This window comes from Paenibacillus sp. LS1 (assembly GCF_026013365.1).
Classification (GTDB): Bacteria; Bacillota; Bacilli; order Paenibacillales; family Paenibacillaceae; genus Paenibacillus.
Window position 1 is genome coordinate 182844 of sequence record NZ_JAPDOE010000010.1, and the last position, 20788, is coordinate 203631.

General features: G+C 48.5%; 14 protein-coding genes and 1 other annotated feature. All 14 genes read left to right on the plus strand.

Annotated features, from left to right (window positions below):
* The first annotated feature begins 98 nt into the window (after positions 1-98).
* Positions 99-1853: an ATP-dependent protease LonB gene (lonB, locus tag OM416_RS25560; RefSeq protein ID WP_264934247.1), complete on the plus strand. Its 1755-nt coding sequence runs from the start codon at positions 99-101 to the stop codon at positions 1851-1853.
* Between the two features lie 86 nt (positions 1854-1939).
* Complete coding sequence (gene lon, locus OM416_RS25565) at positions 1940-4279, plus strand: endopeptidase La (protein WP_264934248.1); 2340 nt, start codon at positions 1940-1942, stop codon at positions 4277-4279.
* A 155-nt stretch (positions 4280-4434) separates the two neighbouring features.
* Positions 4435-5094: a ribosome biogenesis GTP-binding protein YihA/YsxC gene (gene yihA / locus OM416_RS25570; protein WP_264934249.1), complete on the plus strand. Its 660-nt coding sequence runs from the start codon at positions 4435-4437 to the stop codon at positions 5092-5094.
* Positions 5095-5376: 282 nt separating this feature from the next.
* Entirely contained in the window at positions 5377-6762 is a 1386-nt protein-coding gene (hemA, locus tag OM416_RS25575; protein WP_264934250.1) for a glutamyl-tRNA reductase, read from the plus strand.
* A 14-nt stretch (positions 6763-6776) separates the two neighbouring features.
* Positions 6777-7604, plus strand: a complete 828-nt coding sequence (locus OM416_RS25580; protein WP_413775827.1) for an ABC transporter permease — start codon at positions 6777-6779, stop codon at positions 7602-7604.
* Positions 7605-7609: 5 nt separating this feature from the next.
* Positions 7610-8260 (plus strand): bifunctional precorrin-2 dehydrogenase/sirohydrochlorin ferrochelatase, encoded by a 651-nt coding sequence (locus OM416_RS25585; RefSeq protein ID WP_264934251.1) that lies wholly within the window; start codon positions 7610-7612, stop codon positions 8258-8260.
* Between the two features lie 2 nt (positions 8261-8262).
* Positions 8263-9219 carry a hydroxymethylbilane synthase gene (gene hemC / locus OM416_RS25590; protein WP_264934252.1) on the plus strand — a complete coding sequence of 319 codons (957 nt, stop codon included), beginning with the start codon at positions 8263-8265 and terminating at the stop codon, positions 9217-9219.
* Between the two features lie 4 nt (positions 9220-9223).
* Complete coding sequence (gene cobA / locus OM416_RS25595; protein WP_264934253.1) at positions 9224-10786, plus strand: uroporphyrinogen-III C-methyltransferase; 1563 nt, start codon at positions 9224-9226, stop codon at positions 10784-10786.
* A 222-nt stretch (positions 10787-11008) separates the two neighbouring features.
* Complete coding sequence (gene hemB / locus OM416_RS25600; protein ID WP_017692601.1) at positions 11009-12010, plus strand: porphobilinogen synthase; 1002 nt, start codon at positions 11009-11011, stop codon at positions 12008-12010.
* A 21-nt stretch (positions 12011-12031) separates the two neighbouring features.
* On the plus strand, positions 12032-13336 hold the full coding sequence (gene hemL / locus OM416_RS25605) for a glutamate-1-semialdehyde 2,1-aminomutase (protein WP_264934254.1): 1305 nt from the start codon (positions 12032-12034) through the stop codon (positions 13334-13336).
* The gene (locus tag OM416_RS25610; protein WP_264934255.1) at positions 13333-14238 is read left to right on the plus strand and encodes an RluA family pseudouridine synthase; all 906 of its coding nucleotides are present in this window, start codon (positions 13333-13335) and stop codon (positions 14236-14238) included. Before hemL ends, OM416_RS25610 begins: the two co-directional genes overlap by 4 nt.
* A gap of 366 nt (positions 14239-14604) precedes the next feature.
* Positions 14605-16146 carry a LysM peptidoglycan-binding domain-containing protein gene (locus OM416_RS25615; RefSeq protein WP_264934256.1) on the plus strand — a complete coding sequence of 514 codons (1542 nt, stop codon included), beginning with the start codon at positions 14605-14607 and terminating at the stop codon, positions 16144-16146.
* Positions 16147-16301: 155 nt separating this feature from the next.
* Positions 16302-16583, plus strand: a binding site (T-box leader).
* Between the two features lie 61 nt (positions 16584-16644).
* Complete coding sequence (locus OM416_RS25620; protein ID WP_264934257.1) at positions 16645-19311, plus strand: valine--tRNA ligase; 2667 nt, start codon at positions 16645-16647, stop codon at positions 19309-19311.
* 78 nt (positions 19312-19389) lie between these two features.
* Positions 19390-20766, plus strand: a complete 1377-nt coding sequence (locus OM416_RS25625) for a bifunctional folylpolyglutamate synthase/dihydrofolate synthase (RefSeq protein WP_264934258.1) — start codon at positions 19390-19392, stop codon at positions 20764-20766.
* Positions 20767-20788: the final 22 nt, after the last annotated feature.

A 20788-nucleotide genomic window follows, 5' to 3' on the forward strand; every position in this document is an offset into this window, starting at 1 on the left:
TCCACATCGCCCGTTTACGTCTCGTTGAAAAGGCTATACTACCAAGTATTAGCATGATCTCATATGAGAATAGCGACAAAATAGGAGGATGTGAAGACATGGAATTTGGTATGGTCATCATGTTGATTCAGTTATTTTTTGGAGTGGTGATTGGTTTGTATTTCTGGAACCTGCTACGTGGCCAGAAAACGAACCGCAGTGCCGTTGAGCGAGAATCTCGCAAGGAACTGGAGAAGCTGCGCAAGCTGCGTTCAATCTCACTCACCAAGCCGTTGTCTGAGAAGACGCGTCCAGCTACCATTAACGATATTGTTGGGCAAAAAGACGGGCTGCGTGCCCTTAAAGCTGCATTGTGCAGTGCGAATCCGCAACATGTTATCATTTATGGCCCTCCCGGAGTCGGGAAGACAGCTGCGGCAAGGGTCGTGTTGGAAGAGGCCAAGAAGAATCCATCTTCTCCCTTCAAGCCAGACGCGAAATTCACAGAGCTGGATGCAACAACAGCCCGTTTTGATGAGCGTGGAATTGCGGACCCCTTAATTGGTTCGGTCCACGATCCGATATATCAGGGAGCAGGAGCCATGGGCGTTGCAGGTATTCCCCAACCGAAACCTGGCGCTGTCACGAAAGCGCATGGAGGAATGCTTTTTATTGATGAAATCGGTGAATTGCATTCGATTCAGATGAATAAGCTGTTGAAAGTGCTGGAGGATCGCAAGGTGTTTTTGGAGAGTGCGTACTATAACTCCGAAGACACGCATACTCCTGCTTATATCCACGATATTTTTCAAAATGGCCTGCCGGCCGATTTCCGCCTAGTCGGAGCAACGACACGTTCGCCTCATGAACTGCCACCGGCTTTGCGTTCGCGTTGTATGGAAGTTTATTTCCGTCCTTTGTTGCCTGAGGAGATTGGGCGAATTGCAGAAGACGCTGTGCAGAAAATTGGGTTCAGCCCATGCCCGGATGCCGTTGATGTGGTCAAGCGATATGCAACCAATGGACGTGAAGCGGTCAATATCATTCAGCTCGCTGCTGGGCTTGCGCTGACAGAGAAACGTGAGACGCTTCAGGCGTCCGATGTGGAGTGGGTGGCTGGTAGCAGCCAGATTCAGCCACGGCCTGATCGCAAGGTCCCTTCACAGCCGCAGGTGGGGTTTGTTAACGGCTTGGCGGTATACGGACCGAATATGGGAACCATTTTGGAAATCGAAGTGTCTGCTGTTCCGGCTCTCAAAGATCAAGGCCGAATCAACATTACAGGGGTTGTGGATGAAGAAGAGATTGGAGGCGGTTCACGTACACTCCGGCGAAAAAGTATGGCTAAAGGCTCGGTTGAAAATGTGTTAACCGTATTAAAAGCCATGGGTATTCGTCCGAATGATTACGATTTACACGTGAATTTCCCGGGCGGGACGCCTATTGATGGTCCATCCGCCGGGATTGCCATGGCGACTGCCATTACATCAGCCATTCAGGGACGTCCTGTGGATCATGAGACAGCGATGACTGGCGAGATCAGCATCCATGGTCGAGTGAAGCCCATTGGTGGCGTACTGGCCAAGGTGGAGGCTGCTTTTCAGGCAGGGGCGAAGACCGTTATTATTCCCGCGGAGAACTGGCAGTCCATTTTCGAGAATCTGGAGGGCTTGCGTGTTATTCCGGTAGATACGGTGCAGGACGTATTCCGTGAGGTATTCGCATGGGTTCCAGAATCGCAAAAGATGGAACAAACGAAGCTTGCAGAGGAGGCAATTGCACCTGCAACGGAGATTTTTCCACCGGCATCCGCTTCCTATTTGCGTGCTGACGTGCCTCGTCCAGGACAGGTTACAGATTCGGGAAGCTGCTAAGCGCTTCCCTTCATTGGTTTTTTATGTGAACATTTGATAGAATAATGAATGACTACAACCTGAGAGCCATTGGAGGTGCGAAAGCGATGGGACCGAGCAAAGCGAAAGGTCGTCGTTTTCCTTTACTGCCTTTAAGAGGACTTCTCGTCTACCCGAGTATGGTACTGCATCTCGATGTGGGCCGGGAGAAATCGGTCAAGGCTTTAGAAAAAGCGATGGTAGAAGAACATTTGATTCTCCTATGTTCCCAAGCCGAAGTAAATATTGAAGAACCAACACAAGAGGACATTTTCAGAATCGGAACCGTGGCCAAGGTCAGACAGATGCTGAAGCTTCCGAATGGTACGATTCGTGTACTCGTGGAAGGCTTGGAACGGGCTGAAATTATTGAATATACGGACAACGAGGAATATTACGAAGTGCTGGCACAAGAACTGCCTGAAGAGGAGAACACTCACCCGGAGACGGATGCCTTGATGCGTACCGTTCTGAACCAGTTCGAGAATTATATTAATCTGTCCAAAAAAGTGACACCCGAGACACTTGCAGCAGTGTCCGACATTGAAGAACCGGGGCGCCTGGCTGATGTCATTACAAGTCACCTGTCCTTGAAGATCAAGGATAAACAGGAAATTCTGGAGACCATCGACGTTCGGGAACGTCTGGAGAAATTGCTAGACATCCTGAACAACGAACGCGAAGTGCTGGAGCTTGAACGCAAGATCAGTCAACGTGTGAAGAAACAGATGGAGAAAACGCAGAAGGAATATTATTTGCGCGAGCAGATGAAAGCGATCCAGAAAGAACTGGGTGAAAAAGAAGGTCGTGCGGGTGAAGTCGAGGAACTTCGCACTCAGATGGAAGAACTCGGCTTGCCGGACAAGGTGAAAGAAAAAGTCGAGAAAGAAATTGATCGACTGGAGAAAATGCCTGCAAGTTCAGCTGAGGGTGGAGTCATTCGCAACTACGTGGATTGGCTGCTTGGCCTTCCTTGGAGTCAGATGACAGCAGACGATCTGGATATCCAAAAAGCCGAGGATGTGCTCAATGCAGATCATTACGGATTGGAAAAGCCGAAAGAGCGTGTGCTTGAATATCTGGCTGTCCAGAAGCTCGTCAAGAAGCTCAAAGGGCCGATTCTCTGTCTGGTTGGACCTCCAGGGGTCGGTAAAACATCACTTGCCCGTTCGATCGCCAGATCGCTAGGGCGGGAGTTTGTAAGAATATCTCTTGGCGGCGTGCGGGATGAAGCTGAGATTCGTGGTCACCGACGTACCTATGTTGGCGCAATGCCTGGACGTATCATCCAGGGGATGAAAACGGCAGGTTCACTTAATCCGGTATTCCTGCTGGACGAGATTGATAAGATGGCTTCAGACTTCCGCGGAGATCCTTCTGCAGCACTACTTGAGGTGCTTGATCCGGAACAAAATAATACGTTTAGTGATCACTTTGTAGAATTGCCGTTTGACTTATCCAACGTTATGTTTATAACAACTGCCAACACGGTACACAACATTCCGCGTCCTTTGCTGGATCGGATGGAAATGCTCAACATCCCTGGTTATACGGAGCTGGAGAAGCTGCAAATTGCGAAAAACTATTTGCTGCCCAAACAGAAACAGGACCATGGTCTGGAAGAAGAGCAACTGGAAATCCCGGATGACGCGTTGTTGCGTGTAATTCGTGAATATACAAGGGAGTCCGGTGTGCGGAATCTGGAACAGCAGATGGCTTCGTTGTGCCGGAAAGCTGCCAAGAACATCGTATCCGGTGTGGAAGGTCAGATCAACATCACATCAGATGCGGTCAAAGACTACCTTGGACCTGGCAAGTTCCGTTATGGTATGGCCGAACTGGAAGATCAGATTGGTACCGTAACCGGTCTTGCGTGGACTGAAGTGGGTGGAGATACTCTTATCATTGAAGTGACTGTCGTACCAGGAACAGGTAAATTGACCCTCACAGGTAAACTGGGGGATGTCATGAAGGAATCGGCTCAAGCCGCATTCAGCTACACCCGTTCCAAAGCTACGCAGCTCGGGATTGCACCAGATTTCCATGAGAAGAACGATATCCACATCCACGTTCCGGAAGGAGCAATTCCGAAGGATGGTCCATCTGCGGGGATTACGATGGCAACAGCGTTAATCTCAGCCTTGACGAACAAACATGTTTCGAAGGATATCGCCATGACTGGTGAAATCACGTTGCGTGGGCGTGTACTGCCGATCGGTGGTCTGAAAGAAAAATCACTGGCAGCCCATCGTGCCGGCTATAAAAAAATATTATTGCCCAAGGATAACGAACGGGACCTGCGTGACATTCCAGACAGCATCAAGGAAGATGTGGAATTTGTCCCAGTAGCCCATATGGATCAGGTGCTGCAGCATGCACTTGTTGAGCAGGCAGGAATTCACCTGTAATCCACATATCCGAAAGGTTCGTATGAAGAGTAGACCGTTCTGCGGAGGCTTCGGCGTCCGCTGGAACGGTTTTTTTTGTATGATAGAACAATCCATGGCATAATACCATCAACAGGTTTTCTAAGCACAGGCGTTCAAGAGAGGAAAGATACAAGATGAAAGTAAATCAATCTGAATTTATTATCAGTGCCGTTCGGCCTGAACAATACCCTGAGGACGGTCTGCCAGAGATTGCTTTGGCGGGACGCTCCAATGTCGGGAAATCTTCCCTGATCAACCGTTTGATTAATCGTAAAAATCTGGCTCGGACGAGCTCAACACCGGGTAAGACGCAGCAACTGAACTACTATAAGATTAATCAGGATCTCTACTTCGTCGATTTCCCGGGGTATGGCTACGCCAAAGTTTCGAAAGAGCAACGTTTTGCCTGGGGCAAAATGATGGAGAAATACTTGTTGGGACGCGAGGAATTGAAACTGGTCATGCAAATGGTGGATATGAGACATGAACCGTCCAAAGAGGACAAGATGATGAACGAATGGCTTCGTCATAATGGACTGCCTTTGGTTGTAGTAGCAACCAAGATGGACAAGATTCCAAAAACCCGCAGAGCCAAATATATCAAAGTCATTAAGGAATCACTGGGTCTTCGTCCAGGGGATCTTTTTGTACCATTCTCATCCGAAGAAGGATTGGGGAAAGAAGAGTTATGGGACATTATCACCCGCCATGCCCGCATAGATAAGTATGCACCAGAAGTACTGGATGCAGAGAATGCTTCTGAAGAGGAAGAAACCAACGAAATTAACGGATAACCGAGATAGTCATGGAATTACTCCATGGCTATTTGTTTTAATATCCGAATTCTTATGAATATTCATAATAAGGACTTTTTAACGCATAACGGTGAACTTTGGTGAGACACTACAATAAATGACAGTGCATATGATGATGAACATGGTGATTTCATAAACATTTCATAAAAATGACCCGGTCACGGCTATGATGTGTGATATAATTAACCATGTCAATCATAAATGGATAGAGATATGTAGTAAGCACTTTGATTGGAAATTTATTAGGCAGGTGAACTTGCAATGCACATCGTTGTCGTTGGTTTGAATTATCGCACGGCGCCTGTAGAGGTTAGGGAACGATTCACATTTGCAGAAAAGGACTTGTCTGAAGCGCTGCAGCAGCTCAAGCTGACCAAGAGTGTATTGGAAGGTGTAATCGTAGCCACATGTAACCGTACCGAGTTGTATGTTGTGGTAGACCGTCTTCACATGTGTGGTTATTTTATTCGAACATTCATGGAACAATGGTTTAATGTACCACGGGAAGAATTCACGCAACACTTATATATATATGAAGATGATCAAGCCATGCGCCATTTGTTCCGTGTGATCTGCGGACTAGACTCCATGGTTATTGGTGAGACTCAGATTCTTGGACAGGTGAAACAGGCTTTTCTTAAAGCTCAGGAAGAGAAATCAACAGGTACTTGGTTTAATATGCTGTTCAAACAGGCAGTTACGCTGGGCAAACGGGCACATTCGGAGACTTCCATCGGGGAGAGCGCCGTATCCGTCAGTTATGCTGCTGTTGAGCTGGGCAAGCGGATATTTGGCATGTTCACAGACAAAAAGGTACTGATTTTGGGTGCCGGCAAGATGAGTGAACTAACCGTGAAACATCTCTATGCCAACGGGGCATCCGAAGTCATCGTGGCGAATCGTACGCTCGCAAGAGCCGAAGAATTGGCAGCCAAGTTCCGGGGAACGCCTTGTACCATGGAACAGGCATTAGAGCGACTTAATGAAGTTGACATTGTGATTAGTTCCACTGGAGCTGAACGTTATGTCATGGATGCAGCAGTGGTACGGGAGAGCATGAAGCGTCGTCAATCTCGCCCATTGTTCCTGATTGATATTGCGGTTCCACGTGATATTGATCCAGCCATTGGTGAATTATCCAACGTATTTCTCTACGATATTGATGATCTGGAAGGAATCGTGGAGAGCAACCTTGAGATGCGTAAAGTGGAAGCTGCCAAGATTGAGAGAATGATTGAGCTTGAGATGGAGGATTATTACCATTGGCTCAAAACGTTGGGCGTTCGTCCCGTCATTCGTGCTTTGCAGGAAAAAGGTGTCTCCATTCATGAAGAAACGATGGATAGCCTGTTCAATAAACTGCCTGAGCTCGATGAACATCAACGTAAAGTCATTCGTCGTTTGACCAAGAGTATTGTGAATCAAATGACGACAGATCCGATTAACCGGATCAAGGAAATGGCAGGTACGAAGCAAGGTGATGAAGCTCTGCGCATGTTTACTCAGATTTTTGCTCTGGAAGATGCCGTAGAGATGGCTGCTGAAAAAGTAAATCAGAGTGATGCCACGGCTCTGGGCAAACCAGCCGCTCACCTTAACGAAAACCGGCAAGACCCCGTGCCGGCTTATGCTCCGGCAGGCGTATAAGGCGGGTGGGCAGCTTGACCCTAGCTGAACAAGTCTATGAAGCTCTAATTTATATGTATGCCCTGAGCCTACTCTTCTATTTCTCGGACTGCATTCGACGCAATGCGGGGGCGAAGCGGACAGGCACAGGGTTTCTTGTTGTGGTTTGGGGGCTACAGGTAACGCATGTCATATTGCGCATGTGGACCGAAGGCCATTTCCCGATCTACACGACCTTTGATTTTTTGTTTATATTTTCATTTAGTATTGTGCTGATGTCGCTCGCCATGACTCGCATCCAGCGTTCTGAATTTGTAATTCTGTTGCTGAATGTTGTTGGTTTTTCCGTTACTGTATTGAACCGACTGTGGTTCACGGCTGGAGAGATATCACTGCACAATTGGCAAACGGTACATGGATTACTCATTATGCATATTACCTTGGCGAATCTCGGTTTTGCGGCGTTAACAGTTGCTACGGTATTTGCCTTGTTATATCTGTTCTTGCATCACAAGCTGAAGAAAAAAAAGTGGAATGATACGATGCGGCGAATGCCGAGCCTGGAAGTGATCGGCAAATACATGGATGGTGCTAATTTCATAGGTACACCGCTCCTGGGTGTTTCTGTGATGCTTGCGGTATTGTCCATTGTAGCGGAAACACGCTGGGTCCTGCTCTTGGATCTCAAAGTTATTGCGACAGGTCTTGCCATAGCCATCTATGTGGGTTACTTCGTATCCAAGAGAAGGAAACAGTTCTCAACGATTATTATGGCAAGATGGACACTGATTGGATACGGATTTGTCATTATGAGTTTTTTATCCAATGCGTATTCAGCGTTTCATCGTTGGACGGGAGAGTGAAGGGTATGGACCGCTACACGCCGATATTTGTGAATACTTCAGGCAAGAAGTGCTGCGTGGTTGGTGGCGGACGTGTTGCTGAACGTAAAATAAAGGGATTGCTGCATGCCGAGGCACAGATTACGGTCATTAGTCCGGAGCTTACTCCCGTATTAAAACAACTGCATCATGAATCCCGAATTCAATGGATAGACCGGTCCTACCGCAATGGAGATTTGCGGGGGGCCTTTCTCGTATATGCAGCGACTGACCGTTCAGAGGTTAATTCAACTGTGGTTCGGGATGCAGAGGCCGCGGGCATACTGGTAAATAACGCGATGTCTTCCGAACAAAGTAACTTTATTACGCCCAGCGTGATTAGGCGTGGGAGATTAAGCATAGCTATATCCACAGCAGGAGCGGGGCCGGCAGCAGCAGCCGAGATACGTGCTACACTGGAACAACAGTTCGGTGATGAGTATGAGACGTATCTGGAGTTTTTGCACCAGATGAGGACTGAGGTGAAGTCACGCGTATCCTCTCCTAGTCTCAGAAGCACGTTGCTCCGGCAATTAACTGAAATGAACATATTAGAAGATATTCGTGCGGGCTATTTCCGGTGGTGGACCGAAGAAGAAATCGGGGACTGGATATCCCGTAATCAGGAGGAAGTGTAGATATGCGTACAATTAAAGTTGGTAGTAGACAGAGCGCGCTTGCGTTAACCCAGACAGGCCATGTTATTCAGGATTTACGCGACATTTGTGAGCGGGAAGGATTAGCTTTTGACTTTGAAGTACATAAGATTGTTACGAAGGGAGATCTCATTCTAGATGTAACGTTGTCAAAAGTGGGGGGCAAAGGTTTGTTCGTCAAAGAGATTGAACAGGCGATGCTTGATCGTACCATTGATATGGCCGTGCACAGTATGAAGGATATGCCTTCAGAGTTACCTGAAGGATTAATCAATGGTGCTGTTCCCCGTCGTGCAGATCCACGTGATGCGCTGATTTCCAATGGTGGACTTACGCTTGATCAATTACCAGAAGGGGCAAGAGTCGGTACAAGCAGCCTGCGCCGATCGAGTCAATTGAAGGCCTATCGCCCAGATTTGCAATTGGAATCACTTCGTGGCAATATCGATTCCCGTCTGCGGAAGCTGGAGACCGAAGGACTTGATGCGATTATTTTGGCTGCTGCTGGATTGTATCGAATGGGCTGGGAAGACCGGATTACCGAGTACTTGACCGAAACAGCTTGTCTTCCGGCCGTGGGTCAGGGCGCGCTTGGTATTGAATGTCGTGAAGACGATGAGGAGCTATTGCACTTGTTGCAGCTGTATAACGATCCCGAGACAGCATTTCCTGTACAGGCGGAACGCCGTTTTCTCAGTGTACTGAATGGGGGCTGTCAGGTTCCAATTGGTGCTCATGCGGTATGGTTGCCTCTGGAAGATGCGGATTCCCTGAATGGAGAAAACACGTTACAATTAACAGGTATGGTTGGCACGCCAGATGGTGGACTGATTCTTAAGGAAGCTCTGACTGGCAAAGATCCAGTTCGTCTGGGAGAAGAAGTGGCTTGGAGATTGATTGAACGGGGAGCAGAGCAGATACTGGCAGAAGTTAGGGGATGAAGACATGGTGGGAAAGGTCTTTTTGGTAGGAGCAGGTCCTGGGGATGCGAAGCTAATTACGGTAAAAGGATGGGAATCCATTGGTAAAGCCGATGCTGTAGTCTATGATCGTTTGGCAAGTCCGAGATTGTTAAAACAGATGAAACCCGGTGCGGTCAAGATTTACGTGGGCAAGCGCCCCGATCGGCATACGATGAAACAGGAAGAAATCAATCAACTGTTGGTTGATCTGGCTCTGGAAGGTAAGGTTGTAGTTCGGCTTAAGGGTGGCGATCCGACTATCTTTGGACGTGTGGGCGAAGAGGCGGATTTACTGCACAAAAACGGAGTTCCGTTTGAGATTGTACCTGGGGTTACAGCTGCAATAAGTGTACCTGCATATGCCGGAATTCCTGTGACTCACCGTGACTATGCGTCCTCTATCTCTATCATTACGGGGCATGAGAGTCCGGACAAGCTTGATCGCAGCATCCATTGGGATAAAGTGACGAATGCAACGGGCACACTTGTATTTATGATGGGGGTTGCCAAAATTGGATATATCAGCGAACAATTGATTCGTCATGGTCGTCCAGCGCAAACACCTGTAGCTCTGATTCGTTGGGGAACACGAGCGGAACAGGATACCATTACAGGTACCCTTGAAGATATAGAAGCGAAAGTGATTGCGGCCAATTTCCAACCGCCAGCTGTTATTGTGGTGGGGGATGTCGTGAATCAACGGGAACAATTGAAATGGGCAGAAGCACTGCCGCTGTTTGGCAAACGAATTCTGGTGACACGTGCTCGCAGTCAGGCGAGTGAACTGGTGAATCGCATTGAGGAACTCGGCGGCGAACCGTATGAGTTTCCGGTCATTGAGACGGTTATGCCGTCCAGTGAATCTGCGCAGAAAAGTGTCAAAGACGCCCTCAGTGCTTTAAATACGTATGACTGGGTGTTTTTTACAAGTGTGAACGGCGTGGAGTTCTTCTTCCGTCATCTGGAACAGGAAGGCAAGGACATTCGTTCGATTCATCAAGCGAGAATTGCTGCCGTAGGACCTTCTACAGCAGATGCTTTGCGCAAACATGGCATCGTTGCAGAGGTCGTCAAAGGTCCTTTCCAGGCCGAAGGTATGCTTGAGGCTTTTGAAAGTGAGCTGAAGGAAGGCCAGAAAGTACTGCTTCCGCACGGCGATCTGGCACGTACGTGGTTACGTGACCAGCTGAGAGAACGAGGACTCCAAGTCACCGAAGCTATCATCTATGATACGATCCTCGCTGGTGAGGATGATGACGAACTGCTCAAGCTGCTTGAAGAAGGCGGCATTCACGCGGTGACCTTTACAAGTTCATCGACGGTTACCAACTTCATGAACATGTTGAAACGGATGGGATTGCATGATCCACTGCCTTTATTGAAAGATGTGGAGGTTGCTTGTATCGGACCTGTTACAGCGAAGACGGCAGAGGCCGCTGGATTACATGTTACACTGATGGCAGAGGAAGCAACGATGGATAGCTTGATTACCGTTCTATGCGACTGGAAACGGACTGGCACCAAAGAAGGCGTCCTTCGGAATTAATACACATAGGAATCAATTTCATAATACCTTTAGCTGCTTCAATCAAGGCTAGATATAGATCAAAACGGTTCAATTTGTCTATATTTAGTTACGAAATCCATTTTTAGCGAGTTATGAAATTGATCCATGTAATAAGTCAACATATGAAGCGTGCTGAATTCGACAGGATACCAGCGCGCTTCCCTTTTTGCTCTATTTAACTTTCAGGGAGGTTTTACACATATGAGTTTTCCTATTGTACGGCATCGCCGTTTACGCCAATCCACAGGTATTCGTAATATGGTCAGAGAGACCCATCTAACCGTAGATGATTTTATTCAACCGATCTATGTGACGTATGGAGAAAATGTAAAATCTGAAATCAAATCCATGCCTGGCGTGTTCCGCTTCTCGTTGGATCGTCTTCAGGAGGAAGTAACGGAAATTGCCGAGCTGGGAATTCCGGCTGTGCTATTGTTCGGTATTCCGGAGACTAAAGACAGTGTGGGTTCATCTGGTTTTGCAGAAGATGGCATTGTGCAGGAAGCGACGAGATTGATCAAATCCTGGTATCCAGAGCTGCTGGTTGTTGCAGATACTTGTCTGTGTGAATTCACGGATCACGGTCACTGCGGTATGGTACACACCGTGGAGATTGATGGTCACATCTGCGGAGATGTGCTAAATGACGAATCACTGGATCTGCTCGTGCAAACAGCGGTGTCCCAAGCCAAAGCAGGAGCGGACATTATTGCACCATCCAACATGATGGATGGATTTGTACAAGCGATCCGTGCCGGGCTGGATGAGAATGGATTCAGTCACATTCCGATCATGTCCTATTCTGTAAAATATGCATCCGCATTTTATGGCCCATTCCGCGAGGCAGCAGATTCAACGCCGCAATTCGGGGATCGCAAGTCGTATCAGATGGACCCGGCGAATGCGCGCGAAGCTTTGCGTGAAGCCGAAACGGATGTGCTCGAAGGAGCGGATATGTTGATGGTAAAACCATCCCTTTCGTATCTGGATGTCATGCGCACCATTAAGGATCAATTCGATCTTCCGCTTGTTGCCTATAATGTAAGTGGCGAGTATGCCATGGTGAAGGCAGCGGCGATTCAAGGCTGGATCGATGAGAAGAAGGTCGCGATGGAAATTCTGCTCAGTATGAAACGTGCAGGAGCAGATATGATTATTACGTATTACGGAAAAGACGCCTCCCGTTGGTTGGCTGAGAAATAAATTAGATTAAGGAGGATACTCATGACTGCACAACAAGGTAATCGTCGTAATGATGAGCGCTCACGCAGCGCATTTGAAGAAGCGAAGCAGTACATACCCGGGGGCGTGAACAGCCCTGTACGCGCATTCAAATCGGTGGGACTTACCCCGATCTACGCAGAGCGTGGCGAAGGGTCCAAAATTTACGATATTGATGGCAATGTTTTTATTGACTATGTGGGATCGTGGGGTCCACTCATCATGGGACATGCACATCCTGATGTTGTAAAAGCTTTGCGTGAAACAGCCCTCAAAGGAACAAGCTTTGGTGCACCTACTTTACTGGAGACCGAAATGGCCAAACTGGTTTGTGAGCGTGTACCTTCCATCGATATCGTACGGATGGTGAATTCCGGTACAGAAGCAACGATGAGTGCCATTCGACTGGCACGCGGGGTAACCGGACGCAGTAAAATCCTGAAGTTTGAAGGATCATATCATGGACATGCGGACAGCTTGCTGATCAAGGCGGGTTCAGGTGTTGCAACGTTGGGTCTGCCAGATAGTCCGGGTGTGCCTGAAGGCGTAGCTGTGAATACCATTACGGTGCCTTATAACGATCTGGAGTCCGTGAGACTTGCTTTTGAACGTTATGGGGAAGAACTGGCCGCTATTATTGTGGAACCTGTGGCGGGTAACATGGGCGTTGTACCTCCGGCTTCCGGTTTCCTTGAAGGTTTGCGCAGTTTGACGACGCAATATGGCAGCCTGCTCATTTTTGATGAAGTCATGACCGGTTTCCGTGTAGGTTTGAACTGTGCCCAGGGGCGGTTTGGGGTTACACCTGACCTGACTTGTCTGGGTAAAGTTATCGGTGGCGGACTCCCCGTTGGTGCTTATGGTGGTCGCCGGGATCTGATGGAACAGATTGCTCCAACAGGTCCGATCTATCAGGCAGGTACACTGAGCGGGAACCCGCTGGCTATGGCCGCAGGATATACGACGCTCAAATTGTTAACACCAGAGGTCTATGACCGTCTGGAGACACTGTCCGCACGTCTGCAAGCCGGCTTTGAGAAAAATGCAGCTGAGACGGGTGTTGCGATAACCATTAACCGTGTCGGTTCCATGGTTTGTCCATTCTTCAGTGCCGTTCCCGTAACCAATTATGATATTGCCAAAGAAAGCAATCTGGATCAATTCCGTCGTTATTTTGCAGCCATGATTGATCAAGGTGTGAGTGTTGCGCCTTCGCAATACGAAGGCATGTTTGTCTCTGGTGTGCACACGGAGCAGGATATTGACGATACGATTGAGGCGAACCGGAAGGCTCTTCAATCGCTATGATCATCAAAAGTTGGAAACGCCGCGGGGAATGGCTTGAGCTGATGCCAGGGAAAGCCGTAATAAACAGTTCGGACAAACAGATGGCCGCAGAGCAGTGGCTATTGTCTGAGCTTCAGTTTCCGGAGAAACTGCTCCGTCAGCTTAAAGCAAACCGAGGAATACAACTCGCAGGGGACCGGCTTCGGCTGGCCCTTTTTGCGTCCCAGCCAATCGATGTCGAGCCACGCTGGGCTGATGTGGATGTATTGTATGAGGATGATTTCTGTCTGGTTATGCACAAACCGGCAGGCATGAAACTGCATCCAGATGGAAGCCGTGCTGATCAGGCCATCACGCTGGATCACGCGGTTGCCTCCTATTATGAAATGAACGGAATTCAGGCGAGCGTACGCCATGTTCATCGACTGGATGAGGATACAACCGGGCCTGTCTTGTATGCCAAAAATACGTTTGCCCTCGCCAAACTGGATGAAGCGATGCGGCGTAAAGAGATTGGCCGCCATTATGTAGCCATTGTTGGGGGACAATTATCCCCTGAACTCCACAAAATTGATGCTCCGATTGGTAAGGATAGACATCACAAGCAGCGCAGACGTGTCTCGGAAGGTGGACAGGAAGCGGTTACCCATGTGGAGATCAGCGAAGTGTGGGAACGAGCGACCCTTGTACGATTAAAGCTCGATACAGGACGAACACACCAAATTCGCGTACATTTGAGTTATGTAGGACATCCGCTTATAGGTGACGAGTTGTATGGTGGGAAAGCGGATGTCATTGGGCGGCAGGCGCTTCACGGAGAAGTGTTGAGGTTTAGCCACCCGTTAACTGGAGCTATGATTGAAGTGAATGACCCTTGGCCGCCCGATTTTACACAATTGGCAGAGCGCGAGGGGTCTTACTAGTACTCTATATAAGTTCGATTAACTATTTACACGAAAACGCAAAGGACAGAAACAACCAGAAGAAGCAAAGCGTTCGCCTTAAAGCTTTCTGAAAGAAAGCTGCTTCGGAAGCATAAGCTATCCCTGGATTTTCCCTTTTATAAAAAGGAATCGAAAAAATCTGGGGATAACAGCGACCAGAGGTTATTCTGTCATTGGAGTTACAGTGGAAATAACCATGAGTTGAACATATATAGCAAGGTTTTTCAAAAGGTGGCATGCTCATCTCATTCAAGGCATATAGATGGGGTAACGAAGGATTTGGACCATGGATCAGTCCCATGAGAAGGATCATGGTGAACATATGCCGAAAGGAGGACGCCACCTTTGTTGAATCAACCTTATGGTTTGCGGTTCGATATTTATGAGCGCGTTCATTTGTCTGAGGGAGTCCCTGCAATTGAGGAATTGGAGGAAATTGAACTATACCCGCGCATTCAAGTCATAGGACAGGATGATCATGCCACGTTAAGAGGACATCTTTTACTTACAGGTGCGTACAGAGGAGAAAATGAGGCTTCAGAGGAGCTCAAACATTTCATTCCTGTGGAGATCACGGTGCCGCTGAACCGGGTCAGATCGATTGATGATATTTCCATCGAGATCGAAAATTTTGACGTGGATCTGTTATCCAATCGCAGTCTGAACATTACAGGCGTGTTATCACTGCGAGGCATCGAGGGTTTTCCTGTTGAGGAGCCTCAAGTATGGTCGGCAGATGAGTTTACAGTTGTTCACTCACCTGACATTCAGCATTCCAATCGTTCCGAGGAATCAGAACAGCCCGCCATCGATCCCAATGCATTTGCACAAGAGTATCTGCTCCAGCGGAGTGAGGAAGAGAGACTTGCGAATGCAGCAGAACTTGCATACGGTGCCCCGGAATTCGCTGATCTCCAGGATTATGCGAATGCGTCTTCGGCCGAGCCACTTCAGTCTGAGGAGCCAAGTGCGGAGTACGCTAATGAAAACAGACAACCTGATGCAAACGAAGATCTTGCATCTCTGGCAGCGAATGGAGATGAATTGGCATCCCATGAGCAATACAGCGAACCGTCTCCCATCTCGTCATTTATGGCCGAGACCGCTGATCGGTTAGCTTCTTACCCTGAGTCGGAACCATTGCTGCCTCTGGAGGAAGAGCCTTCTGCGTGGTCCGAGCCTTCCGTGGATGCATTGCCTGCCAACCCGAGAAGTACAGATCAAGCAGTCTCAGAGCCTACTGCTCAATCATCTAATGAGTTGGCAGCACCAGATGTACCGGACGCACCGGACGTATGGCACTTCGAATCAGCGAGATCTGTACCTCAGCAGGAGAATCAGGCAGTTGCCGATGTTCCAGTTGAACCACAGGCGGAGAACTGGCAGGGGGTATTCGCTTCGTCCGAACCAGGCAGCGCTGAGGAAGACCGACCGGCTTTTGAAGCGACTGGGGTAGACGAGTTCGTGCAGAACGAAGCATTTGTTCCTGAACCTGTGGCTGAGACGGAAGACAAGCCGGAGCTGAAGGTTGCTTTTGGCAGCAAGAAAGAATCTGCACCACGGCAAGAGGAGGGCGTAGGTATCTCTTCCTTGTTATCCTCTGGCAGAGCGGCACGCGATGCTGAAGTGGAGCGAGGCGACGAGGTTCCTGCTGGTGTAGTACAGGAAGAAGCGTATCCACCTGATGATGTAGAATGGAAGAATTTGTTCCTGGGAACGATCGTGGACCAGACCCCATTCCGCAAGGTGAAACTGTGCATCGTTCAGCGCGAAGATACACTGGATGCCATTGCAGATCGATACCAGTTGAGCACGAGGGAACTTCAGTTGTATAACCGATTATCTGAACAGGTTGTGGAAGAAGGTCAGATATTGTACATCCCTTAATCCGTAGTTAAAGCCTTCGTTACGACCCGTGATCCCCTTGAGGATTGCGGGTTTTTGCATGATTCGTCCCAAACCTGCATTCCAGCGCTCTTTATCCGCTGTTGTCAGGTTGACTATCGCGCACGAGCAAGGTATGATGTGTGTAGGTTTTTTGAAGAACAACGTGGAACGGGAGTAGTAGACAGTATGACCTTTCAGAGAGTGGAATTGCAACGCTGTGAGATTCCGCAGGAACCAACTGATCGAAGTCGCCCGGGAGTTGCCTGTTTGAATACAAGAGATGAATGAGATGTATCATCATTTATTTCTGAGGTAGGATGGGCCGGTAGCAGCCGTTATCTGCTTGAAGTGTCACGTCATGTACAGAGGGTGAAGTCTATCTTGCTGTCGGCGTGAAACAAAGGTGGTACCGCGAAAGCTAACCTTTCGTCCTTTGATGGATGAAAGGTTTTTTTTGTTTTTTTTGGCGAAGATGATGAAGTAACGGAGGAATGACACATGTCTGAGGAAAAAAAATCAGCTGCAACAGAAATGCCGACCACTTACGATCCTAAGGCGGCAGAGGACAAATGGTACTCCACCTGGATGGAGCGTGGATATTTCAAAGCCGGTCAACGTAAAGATGCCGAGCCGTATACAATTGTAATTCCACCCCCGAATGTGACCGGGATGCTGCACATCGGGCATGCGCTCGACTTTACTCTGCAGGATATACTAATCCGCACGAAACGGATGCAGGGCTATGATGCACTGTGGCTTCCGGGTTCCGACCATGCAGGTATTGCTACCCAAACCAAAGTGGAGCAGAAGCTGCGTGAAGAAGGTCTGACTCGTTATGATCTGGGACGCGAGAAGTTTCTGGAGAAGGTATGGGACTGGAAAGATCAGTATGCTACTACCATTCGTCAACAATGGGGCAAAATGGGACTGTCGCTTGACTACTCACGTGAACGTTTTACGCTGGATGAAGGTCTGTCCCAAGCGGTACGCAAAGTATTTGTTCAATTGTATGAAAAAGGCCTTATTTATCGAGGCAAACGTATCATTAACTGGGACCCGGTGAACCGGACAGCACTGTCCGACATTGAGGTTGAATATAAAGAGGTTCAGGGTCACTTGTACCATCTGCGTTATCCGCTCAAAGACGGAAGTGGCTACGTTACCGTGGCAACGACACGTCCCGAAACGATGCTGGGCGATACCGCGGTTGCTGTTCATCCGAAGGATGAGCGCTATGCAGATATGATTGGTAAAGTACTTGTACTGCCTATCATCGGACGTGAAATTCCAATTATCGCCGATGATTATGTGGATAAAGAGTTCGGAAGTGGTGCAGTTAAAATCACGCCTGCGCATGATCCGAATGACTTTGAAGTCGGTCTTCGTCATGATCTGCCTCAAATTACGGTAATGGATGAGAGCGGCACAATGAATGCAGAGGCCGGCAAGTATCAAGGGCTGGATCGCAGTGACTGCCGCAAGCAGATTGTTGCTGACATGAAAGAACAGGGTGTATTGATCAACATCGAGGATCATACGCATCAGGTTGGACACAGTGAACGTACCGGAGCTGTTGTTGAGCCGTATCTGTCTACACAGTGGTTTGTTGAGATGAAACCACTTGCGGAGAGAGCGATTCAGAAGCAGCAGAGCGGCGAAGGGGTTAACTTTGTTCCAGACCGTTTTGAGAAAACGTATCTGAACTGGATTGAGAACGTTCGTGACTGGTGTATTTCCCGTCAATTGTGGTGGGGACATCGTATTCCTGCCTGGTATGATGAGGAAACCGGTGAAATCATTGTATCTGCTGAAGATCCGACGACACTGCCAGAGAATGCTGGCCGCAAACTGAGACAGGACGAAGACGTACTCGATACTTGGTTTAGCTCCGGCTTATGGCCGTTCTCCACATTGGGCTGGCCGGAAGATACGGAAGACCTGCAACGTTATTATCCGACAAGTGTACTTGTGACAGGGTATGACATCATATATTTCTGGGTTGCACGTATGATTTTCACTGCATTGGAATTCACCGATGAGATTCCGTTCAAGGATGTGCTGATGCACGGTCTTGTTCGTGATGCAGATGGACGCAAAATGTCCAAATCACTGGGCAACGGTGTAGACCCGCTGGATGTAATTGAGAAATACGGCGCAGATGCAATGCGTTACATGATCTCAACCAGCAGTACACCAGGTCAGGATCTGCGTTTCCGTTGGGAACGGGTGGAGCAGGCTCGTAACTTTGCCAACAAGATCTGGAATGCTTCGCGCTTTGCATTGATGAATCTGGAAGGATTCACCTATGAGGAACGTGACATTAGCGGAGAGCTTGGTACAGCGGATTATTGGATTTTGCACCGTCTGAACGAAACTTCCCGCGATATTACGCGTCTAATCGAAGCGTATGAATTTGGGGAAACGGGCCGTGTACTGTATAACTTTATCTGGGATGACCTGTGTGACTGGTACATTGAGTTTGCGAAACTGTCCTTCTATGGAGAAGATCCGGTTGCCAAGAAAAAAACGCAATCCGTGCTGGCTTATGTGCTCGATCAGACCATGCGCCTGATTCATCCGTTCATGCCATACATCTCCGAAGAGATCTGGCAGCATCTGCCGCATGAAGGCGAGACGATTACGCTGGCATCTTGGCCGCTATACGATCCTGCTCTTGAGAACCCAGAGGCTGTTGCCGAGATGAACCTACTCATGGATACCATCCGTGCAGTTCGGAACATTCGTGCAGAAGTGAACGTGCCTATGAGTAAAAAGATCGAGTTGATGGTCAAAGCTAATAGTGCTGAGACGTCCAGCATCATTCAGCGTAACAGCCATTACATCAAACGTTTCTGTAATACGTCCGAGTTCGATAGTGGGCTGGATCTAAGCTCACCGGATAAGGCAATGACTGCGATCATTACGGGGGCAGAACTATACTTGCCACTGGCAGGTCTTATTGATATCGAACAGGAAGTGGCTCGCCTGGAGAAAGAGTTGCAGAACCTTGAGGGCGAAGTACTCCGTGTGGAGAAAAAGCTGGCGAATGAAGGCTTTGTTGCCAAAGCTCCTGCCAAGGTTATTGAGGAAGAGCGCGCCAAGCAAGCCGATTATTCCGACAAACGGGATAAAGTGATTGCACGAATCAAGGAACTGAAAGGTTAATATATCTGGGTCGGATGGAGAGCTAGTATGCCATCCGGCCGCTTTTTTCAATCAAACTCGGGACCGAAGGTGAATCAGATGACGGAATTAGACGGGACAGATGCAGCAGCTCCTTTACTTACGTATGACGAGGCCGTGGACTGGATCAATGGCCTTATTCCTTTTGGCATCCGACCTGGATTGGAACGAATCGAGGGTCTGATGTCCATGTTAGGCAATCCACACCAACGTCTCAAATTTATTCATGTCGCGGGAACGAACGGCAAAGGTTCGACTTGCGCTTTTTTGACGTCAGTGCTTCTTCAGGCTGGATATGATGTGGGCACCTTTACGTCGCCTTATATCACCAAGTTTACGAACCGTTTTCAATACAATGGTGAGGATATTCCCGAAGAGATTCTGATTAAGCTCTCGAATCGGTTACGTCCACTGGTCATCGAAATGGCCTCCACTCCGCTTGGATCACCAACGATGTTTGAGGTGTCCACGGCTCTCGCGCTTCTGTATTATGCAGAAGAATGCTACCCTGACGTTGTGGTATGGGAGACGGGGCTAGGGGGAAGGATGGACGTAACGAATATTGTTGCACCTGTTGTGTCCGTCATCACCAACATTGGTATGGATCACACGGATGTGCTTGGAGATACGATTGAGCTGATTGCTGGAGAAAAGGCAGGGATTATCAAGCCGGGAGTACCTGTGGTGACCTGCGCGACTCAACCCGAAGCTGTGAAGGTGATTCAGGAGAAAGCACAGCAGCTTCAATCAACCGTGTATTTGGCCGGAGATCAATTCTCTTATCATAGACTGGACAGTAATGAGAGCGGACAATCTTTTCATTTTACAGGACCGTTTCGTGACCTGGACGTTCGCATCCGCATGCAGGGCTCACACCAATGTGACAATGCAGCGGCTGCACTGATGGTGCTTGAATTGCTCAGACAATACATGGCGTTTATGCTGGATGACAACGATATTGCACTTGGACTGGAGAATGCCTTCTGGGCAGGGAGATTCGAAAAAGTCGTCGATGAACCCCGAATTGTGCTCGATGGAGCACATAATCCGGAGGGGGCTGAGTCGCTGGCCAAGAGCATTAGAGAAGTTTATCCTTACAACAAGTTAATTTTGATGATGGGTATGTTGGCGAATAAGCATCACGAAGCGTATTTGCAGCATATACTGCCACTAGTGGATACGCTGATCCTGACCGAGCCAGATTTCCGACGCAAAATGGATGCAGCCGAATTGCTGCAAATTGTCGAACGGGTACGTCCCGCCATTGCGAAGCAGGAGCTGGAAATCATCGTCGAGCCCGAATGGGCAAAGGCACTTGATCTATTGAAGTCACGGACGGAAGCGGAAGATCTGGGGGTGGTCTCCGGCACACTGTACCTGATTGCGGATGTGCGGGCAGCCCTTTTGCATCAAACCGATTCTGAAAAAGGTTGGTGAAAGTTTTGTTAAATACATCGGA